Consider the following 6,666-nt stretch of genomic DNA (forward strand, 5'->3'; position numbering starts at 1 on the left):
AGCAGACGCTGAACCAGCTGCTCGTCGAGATGGACGGCTTCGGCGACCGATCGGGCATCATCCTGATCGCCGCGACCAACCGCCCGGACATCCTCGACCCGGCGCTCCTGCGTCCGGGCCGCTTCGACCGCCAGATCCCGGTCAGCAACCCCGACATGCGTGGCCGCGAGGCCATCCTGAAGGTGCACGCCAAGGGCAAGCCGTTGGCCGCCGACGTCGACCTGGCCGGTCTGGCCAAGCGCACGCCCGGCATGTCCGGCGCCGACCTGGCCAACGTCATCAACGAGGCGGCGTTGCTCACCGCGCGTGAGAACCAGTCGATGATCACCGCGGCCACCCTGGAAGAGGCCGTCGACCGCGTCATCGGCGGCCCCCGCCGCAAGAGCCGTGTCATCAGCGAGCACGAGAAGAAGGTCGTCGCCTACCACGAGGGCGGCCACACCCTCGCCGCATGGGCGATGCCCGACCTCGACCCCATCTACAAGGTGACGATCCTGGCGCGCGGACGCACCGGCGGTCACGCGCTGGCTGTGCCGGAGCAGGACAAGGACCTGATGACGCGCTCGGAGATGATCGCGCGCCTCGTCATGGCGATGGGCGGGCGCGCCGCCGAGGAACTCGTCTTCCACGAGCCGACGACCGGCGCCTCCTCCGACATCGACCAGGCCACCAAGATCGCCCGCGCGATGGTCACCGAGTACGGCATGAGCAGCAAGCTCGGCGCCGTGCGGTACGGGCAGGAGCAGGGCGACCCGTTCCTCGGCCGGTCCATGGGCGGCGAGTCGGGCTACTCCGACGAGGTGGCCGCGCAGATCGACGAGGAGGTGCGCCGCCTCATCGAGGCCGCCCACAACGAGGCGTGGGCCATCCTCGCCGAGTACCGCGACACCCTCGACGTGCTCGCCAGCGAGCTGCTGGAGAAGGAGACGCTCACCCGTAAGGACCTCGAGCAGATCTTCGACGGTGTGACCAAGCGCGACCGCATCACCGATTTCAATGACTTCGGTGGGCGCACGCCCAGCGACAAGCCGCCGGTGAAGACGCCGGGCGAGCTGGCGATCGAGCGCGGTGAGCCGTGGCCACCGCCCGAACCCGAACCCGTGCCGCAGCCCGAGCCGCAACCAGCCGGTTATGCGTCGGCCACCGGCTACCCGTCGGCCGGTTACCCACCCGCGGGCTATCCGCCGGCCGGTTACCCGCCTGCCGGGTACCCCGCACCGTCTTATCCCGGCTACGCACCGGCTCCCGGCGTGACCGACTACGGCGCCCCCGCCGGTTGGTCGGCCCCCGGCTGGCCGCCGCAGCCGCCTAACCCGGGCCATCCCCAGGGCGTCCCGCTGACCCCGCCGTACGGCCAGGCACCGAATGGTCAGCAACAGTACGGTCAGGGCCCCAACGGTCAGGCTCAGTATGGCCAGGCGCCCAACGGCCAAGAGCTCAACGGCCAGACGTCCTACGGTCAGGAACCCAACGGTCAGGCACCCAACGGTCAGGCACCCAACGGTCAGGCACCCGAGTCCGATGAGCGCTGAGACCATCGAGGGCGCCGAGGACGGCGCAACCATCGGAGAGTTCGACCAGGCGCGCGCCGAGGCGGCCGTGCGCGAACTGCTGATCGCGATCGGCGAAGACCCCGACCGGGAAGGGCTGCGGCGCACGCCGACTCGCGTCGCCAACGCCTTCCACGAGGTGTTTGCCGGGCTCTACACCGACCCCGACGAGGTGCTCGAGACGACGTTCGACGAGAACCACGACGAACTGGTCCTCGTCAAAGACATCCCGCTGTACTCGACGTGCGAGCACCACCTCGTCGCCTTCCACGGCGTCGCGCATGTCGGCTACATCCCCGGCGAGTCCGGGCGCGTCACCGGACTGTCCAAGCTCGCGCGCGTCGTCGACCTGTACGCCAAGCGGCCACAGGTCCAGGAGCGGCTAACCAGCCAGATCGCCGACGCCGTGATGAACAAGCTCGACCCGCGCGGCGTCATCGTCGTCATCGAGGCCGAGCACCTGTGCATGGCGATGCGCGGCATCCGCAAACCCGGGTCCAGCACCACGACGTCGGCAGTGCGCGGGATCTTCAAGACCAACGCGGTGTCGCGCAGCGAGGCCTTGCAGCTGATCGCGCGTTGACACCGATGGAGACGGCCGGCGGCGTGAAGATCATGGGTGTGGTCAACGTGACCGCCGACTCGTTCTCCGACGGCGGAAAGTTCCTCGACGTCGACGCCGCGGTGACCCACGCGCAGACCCTCGTCGCCGACGGTGCCGACATCGTCGACGTCGGCGGGGAGTCCACCCGGCCCGGTGCCCACCGCGTCGACGAATCCGTCGAGACCGCCCGCGTCGTCCCCGTCATCGCCGCGCTCGCCGCCGGTGGCGTGACCGTCTCCGTAGACACCATGCGCGCCGGGGTGGCCGCCGCGGCGATCGAAGCCGGCGCGAGTTACGTCAACGACGTCTCCGGCGGCCGTGCCGACGCCGACATGGCCCGCGTCGTCGCCGACGCTGGTCTGCCCTGGATCCTCATGCATTGGCGGCCGCTGACCGAGCGGGCCCGCAACCGGTCCGGCGCACCCGCCGACGGTGCTCCCGGCGCCGACGGGCCGTACGGGCCCGAGGACTTCACCCACCGCCCCGGGCAGGCCGATGCCTACCGCGACGTCGTCGGCGAAGTCAGCGGCGAACTGCTCGCGCAGGTCGATGCGGCAGTCACCGCCGGCGTCGACCCCGACCGTCTCATCCTCGATCCCGGACTGGGCTTCGCGAAGAGCGCCGAACACAACTGGGACTTGCTGCGCGGCCTCCCGACGCTGATCGGCCTGGGTTTCCCCGTGCTCGTCGGGGCGTCGCGCAAGCGGTTCCTCGGCTCGCTGCTCGCCGTCGACGGGGAGGACCGTCCCCCGTCGGGTCGGGAGACGGCGACCGCCGCGGTATCGGCACTCGCCGCAGCCGCCGGGGTGTGGGGCGTACGGGTCCACGACGTCGCCGCCAGCCGCGACGCCGTCGCCGTCGCAGCGGCGTGGACTGGTGGACCCACTACGACGGGAAGAGGGACCGATGGCTGACCGGATCGAATTGCGTGGACTGACCGTCCGCGGGCACCACGGCGTGTTCGAGCACGAGCGGCGTGACGGCCAGGACTTCATCATCGACGTCACCGTGTGGCTGGACCTGATGACCGCGGCCGACTCCGACGACCTCACCGACACCCTCGACTACGGCTCGCTCGCCCTGCTCGTGCACGGCATCGTCGCCGGTGAGCCATGCAACCTGATCGAGAAGCTCGGCTCCGACATCGCCGAAGCCGTCATGGCCGATGAGCGCTTGCACGCCGTCGAGGTGACCGTGCACAAACCGTCGGCGCCCATCCCGGTTGCCTTCGCCGACGTCGCCGTCGTCACCCGCCGCTCCCGCAAGACGATGCTGCACCGGGGGGCCGAGTGAGCGAAGGCGCCACGACGCCGACTCGCGCGCCCCGCACCACCGCGGTGCTGTCGGTGGGGTCCAACCTCGGCGACCGACTCGCGCACCTCGCCAGCGTCGTCGACGGATTCACCGTCTCCGACGAGGTGCTGGCCGTATCACCGGTCTACGTCACCCCGCCGTGGGGCGGTGTCGAGCAAGACGACTTCTACAACATCGCCCTGATCGTCGTCGGCGAGCGCGACGGGCTCTCGTGGCTGCGCCGCGGCGCCGAGATGGAGGCCGCCGCGGACCGTCGTCGCGACATCCGGTGGGGGCCGCGCACTCTCGACGTCGACGTCGTGGCCGTCTACGACGAGGACGGGCACTCGCTCACCCATGCCACCGAGGAGTTGATGCTGCCGCATCCGCGCGCGCACGAACGCGGATTCGTGCTGATCCCGTGGCTGGCCGTCGACGCCGATGCGCAGTTGCAATTGCCCGACGGCACGTCGAGATCGGTCGCCGCCCTCATCGAGGGCCTTGATGCCGCCGAATGCGAGCAGATCACCGAACTGGGCGTCGACCTGCCGGTATCGGGGGGCCGCCGATGACCACCAACCCCGGACCCGACGAGCGCGATGGCCGTCTCGGGCCGACCCGGGTGCGCGACCTGGTGCTGCTCGGCGCTGCAGTCGCGGTGCTGGCCTGGGTGTTCACCGCCTACAACTTCCGCGACTTCCCGGTCATCGCCTGGTACACCAGCGCCGTATTGCTCGTCCTCGCCGCAACCGAGGCCGCCGCGGCCGTCATCGTCAAGCGCCGCGTCGCCGAAAACGAGGTCGGTCAGGCGCATGAACAACTGCATCCGGTGACCGTCGCGCGCTTCGTCGCGCTGGCTAAGGCATCCGCGATCCTCGGTGCCGTCGCCGTCGGCGCGTGGGGGGCGGTCAGTGTGTATCTGTTCACTCTCGACGATGTGACCAAGGCGGATTCAAGCAAGCCGGGTACGATTATTGGAACTCTAGGGGGAGTTGCACTCGTCGTCGCCGCTCTGTGGCTCGAGCAGTGCTGTAAGACACCGGACGACCCCACCGAAGACGGCCAGGTGGCCGATCCCGACGCTGCCTGACGGTGCGCATACGGGCAAAACGCCTGGCGTGACGCTCCGGTGAGGTTGAGACGGATTTTCACGATAGGCAGGTAAGTTCACGACATGGCGACCACCACGAGTCGTTCGAACGGAAAGCGTGACACCCGCACGCCCGGGACGCAGAGCGCCGCGGGCCAGTGGCTCATGGGCTTGCTCATCGTCCTGGCGCTGGTCGCGAGCGTCATGATGGTCTGGAGCGACCAGCTCTCCATCCGCGCCTCCGTCGCAGTCATCGCTGCACTGTGGGCGGCAGTACTCGGCGCCATCGGCGTCACCCGCTTCCGCCGCCAAGCCGAGGTCGCCGAGGCCAAGAGCCGCGACATGCGGTTGGTGTATGAGCTGCAGCTCGAGCGCGAGATCTCCGCCCGCCGCCAGTACGAGATGGACGTCGAGGCGCACATCCGACGCGAAGTCGCCGACGAGGCCGGCAATGACCTGCGTGAACTGCAGGCGCAGATCTACGCGCTGCGCACCAGGCTGGAAGAGATGATGGGCCACGAGCTGCCCGACGAGCGGGTGGCCCTGGCCAACGAGCAGCTGCGCGAACTGTCGGCCGCAGTGTCGCCGAGCTACGGCGGCGAAGACAGTCTGCGCGCGGCGTCGGACTTCGCGTCCACCGCGCCTCCCGCTGCCGATGGTCGGCACGTGCCGCAGGGCGGTCGCAATGACCTCACCGAGATCATCCCCGTCGTCGAAGACGATCACGAACCGTACTCCAACCCGTTCGCCGACCCGCCGTCGTTTGTTCCCGTCGACGAGTCGCCGTCGTGGACGGGGACGCAGGCGTACTCGGCCGGTGCGTACGCGAATGAGACGACCGTCGTCGTCGCCGATGAGGCCGTCGAGGTCTCCGAGGCCGAGGCCGCCCGGTACACCGAGTACACCTCGCAGCCATATGGCGAGCAGGCGTACGGCGAGCAGGCTTACGGCGAGCAGACGTACGGCGAGCAGGCTTACACCGCGCAGTCTGGCGAGTACGCGACTGTCGAGCAGTACCCGACCGACGCGTGGGTCACCCCGTCGGCGCAGAACACTGAGGCCCCCGCGGGCCCGGAAACCGGTGGTCGCCGCCGCGTCGAGGGCCAGCACGAGTCGGGGATTTCCGCGGCTGATCTGCTCAGCCAGCTGCGCAACAGCCAATCCGGCGGCGAGACGCACCACCGTCGCGACTGAGTCACGCACGATCCCGGGTGATGCCGGGGTGATAGGTCGGTCACACCGCGTAGCGGCCGCTGGCACAACCGCACTATCCTCGTTGCTGTAACCGTCTGGTACCCGCCTTCGTGGAGGGACTGGAACGACTCTGGAGGATCCGCGGTGACTGATTCACCGATGCACGGTGTTGCCGACCCGTCGGCACCCGCTCGCCTTGCCGTGGGCCTCGTCTCCGCCGGCCGCGTCGGAACCGCACTCGGCCAGGCCCTCGAATCCGTTGGACACGTCGTCGGTGCTGTCGTCGCCCGATCCGCAGCCTCGCGCGAGCGCGTCGCCAAGCGACTGCCCGACTCCGAAATCTTCAACGATCCCGCGCAGGTCGCCGCCCGCAGCGAACTGCTCATCCTGGCTGTCCCCGACGACGTGCTGCCCGACGTCGTCACCGAACTCGCCGACGGCGGGCAGGTACGCCCGGGCACGATCGTCATGCACGTCGCCGGCGCGCACGGCACTGCGGTCCTCGCGCCGCTGACCAGCCGCGGCGCCCTCGGCCTGGCGATCCACCCGGCCATGACCTTCGTCGGCGGTGCGCAGGACACGGAGCGGATGCGTTCGGCGTGCTTTGCCATCACCGCCGACGACGAGATCGGTCACACCGTCGGAGCGTCGCTGGTCTACGAGATCGGCGGACAGCCCGTCCGGATCGACGAGGCCGACCGGACCCTGTACCACGCGGCCCTCGCCCATGGCGCCAACCACCTTGTCGCCCTCATCAGCGACGCGACGACCGTGCTGCGCTCGGTGATCGAGCGCGCCGATGCCGACGGGACCGCCGCACCGCTGCGCTCCGCGCAGGACATGTTGGCCCCGCTGGTGACCGCCGCGCTGGGCAACGTCTTGGACCTCGGGCCCTCCGCGCTGACCGGCCCTGTCGCCCGCGGCGACGCCGATGC

Annotated in this window: 8 protein-coding genes; all 8 read left to right on the plus strand. The window is 69.8% G+C overall.

All coding sequences use genetic code 11. The features are described 5' to 3' along the window. A partial coding sequence (locus tag B4L26_RS09725) for an ATP-dependent metallopeptidase FtsH/Yme1/Tma family protein (RefSeq protein WP_290718428.1) occupies positions 1–1,532 on the plus strand: 1,532 nt, incomplete at its 5' end. Next, positions 1,522–2,133, plus strand: coding sequence for a GTP cyclohydrolase I FolE (gene folE, locus B4L26_RS09730; RefSeq protein ID WP_290718430.1), 612 nt, complete (start codon positions 1,522–1,524; stop codon positions 2,131–2,133). The genes B4L26_RS09725 and folE, both read left to right, overlap by 11 nt. Positions 2,134–2,138: 5 nt before the next feature. Next, positions 2,139–3,068: a dihydropteroate synthase gene (gene folP / locus B4L26_RS09735; protein WP_290718432.1), complete on the plus strand. Its 930-nt coding sequence runs from the start codon at positions 2,139–2,141 to the stop codon at positions 3,066–3,068. Beyond that, positions 3,061–3,447 (plus strand): dihydroneopterin aldolase, encoded by a 387-nt coding sequence (folB, locus tag B4L26_RS09740; RefSeq protein WP_290718434.1) that lies wholly within the window; start codon positions 3,061–3,063, stop codon positions 3,445–3,447. Before folP ends, folB begins: the two co-directional genes overlap by 8 nt. Beyond that, a complete protein-coding gene (folK, locus tag B4L26_RS09745; protein ID WP_290718436.1) occupies positions 3,444–4,019 on the plus strand; it encodes a 2-amino-4-hydroxy-6-hydroxymethyldihydropteridine diphosphokinase in 576 nt (191 codons plus the stop codon). The genes folB and folK overlap by 4 nt, the downstream gene beginning before the upstream one ends. Next, positions 4,016–4,537 carry a DUF3180 domain-containing protein gene (locus B4L26_RS09750; RefSeq protein ID WP_290718438.1) on the plus strand — a complete coding sequence of 174 codons (522 nt, stop codon included), beginning with the start codon at positions 4,016–4,018 and terminating at the stop codon, positions 4,535–4,537. The genes folK and B4L26_RS09750 overlap by 4 nt, the downstream gene beginning before the upstream one ends. 84 nt (positions 4,538–4,621) lie before the next feature. Further along, a complete protein-coding gene (locus B4L26_RS09755; protein ID WP_290718440.1) occupies positions 4,622–5,731 on the plus strand; it encodes a DUF6779 domain-containing protein in 1,110 nt (369 codons plus the stop codon). Between the two features lie 159 nt (positions 5,732–5,890). Continuing rightward, positions 5,891–6,666, plus strand: a 776-nt coding sequence (locus B4L26_RS09760) for a Rossmann-like and DUF2520 domain-containing protein (protein ID WP_290718442.1), incomplete at its 3' end; no start/stop codon positions are given.

It is taken from the genome of Gordonia sp. UBA7599, from assembly GCA_002477755.1.
In the GTDB taxonomy this organism is placed as follows: Bacteria; Actinomycetota; Actinomycetes; order Mycobacteriales; family Mycobacteriaceae; genus Gordonia.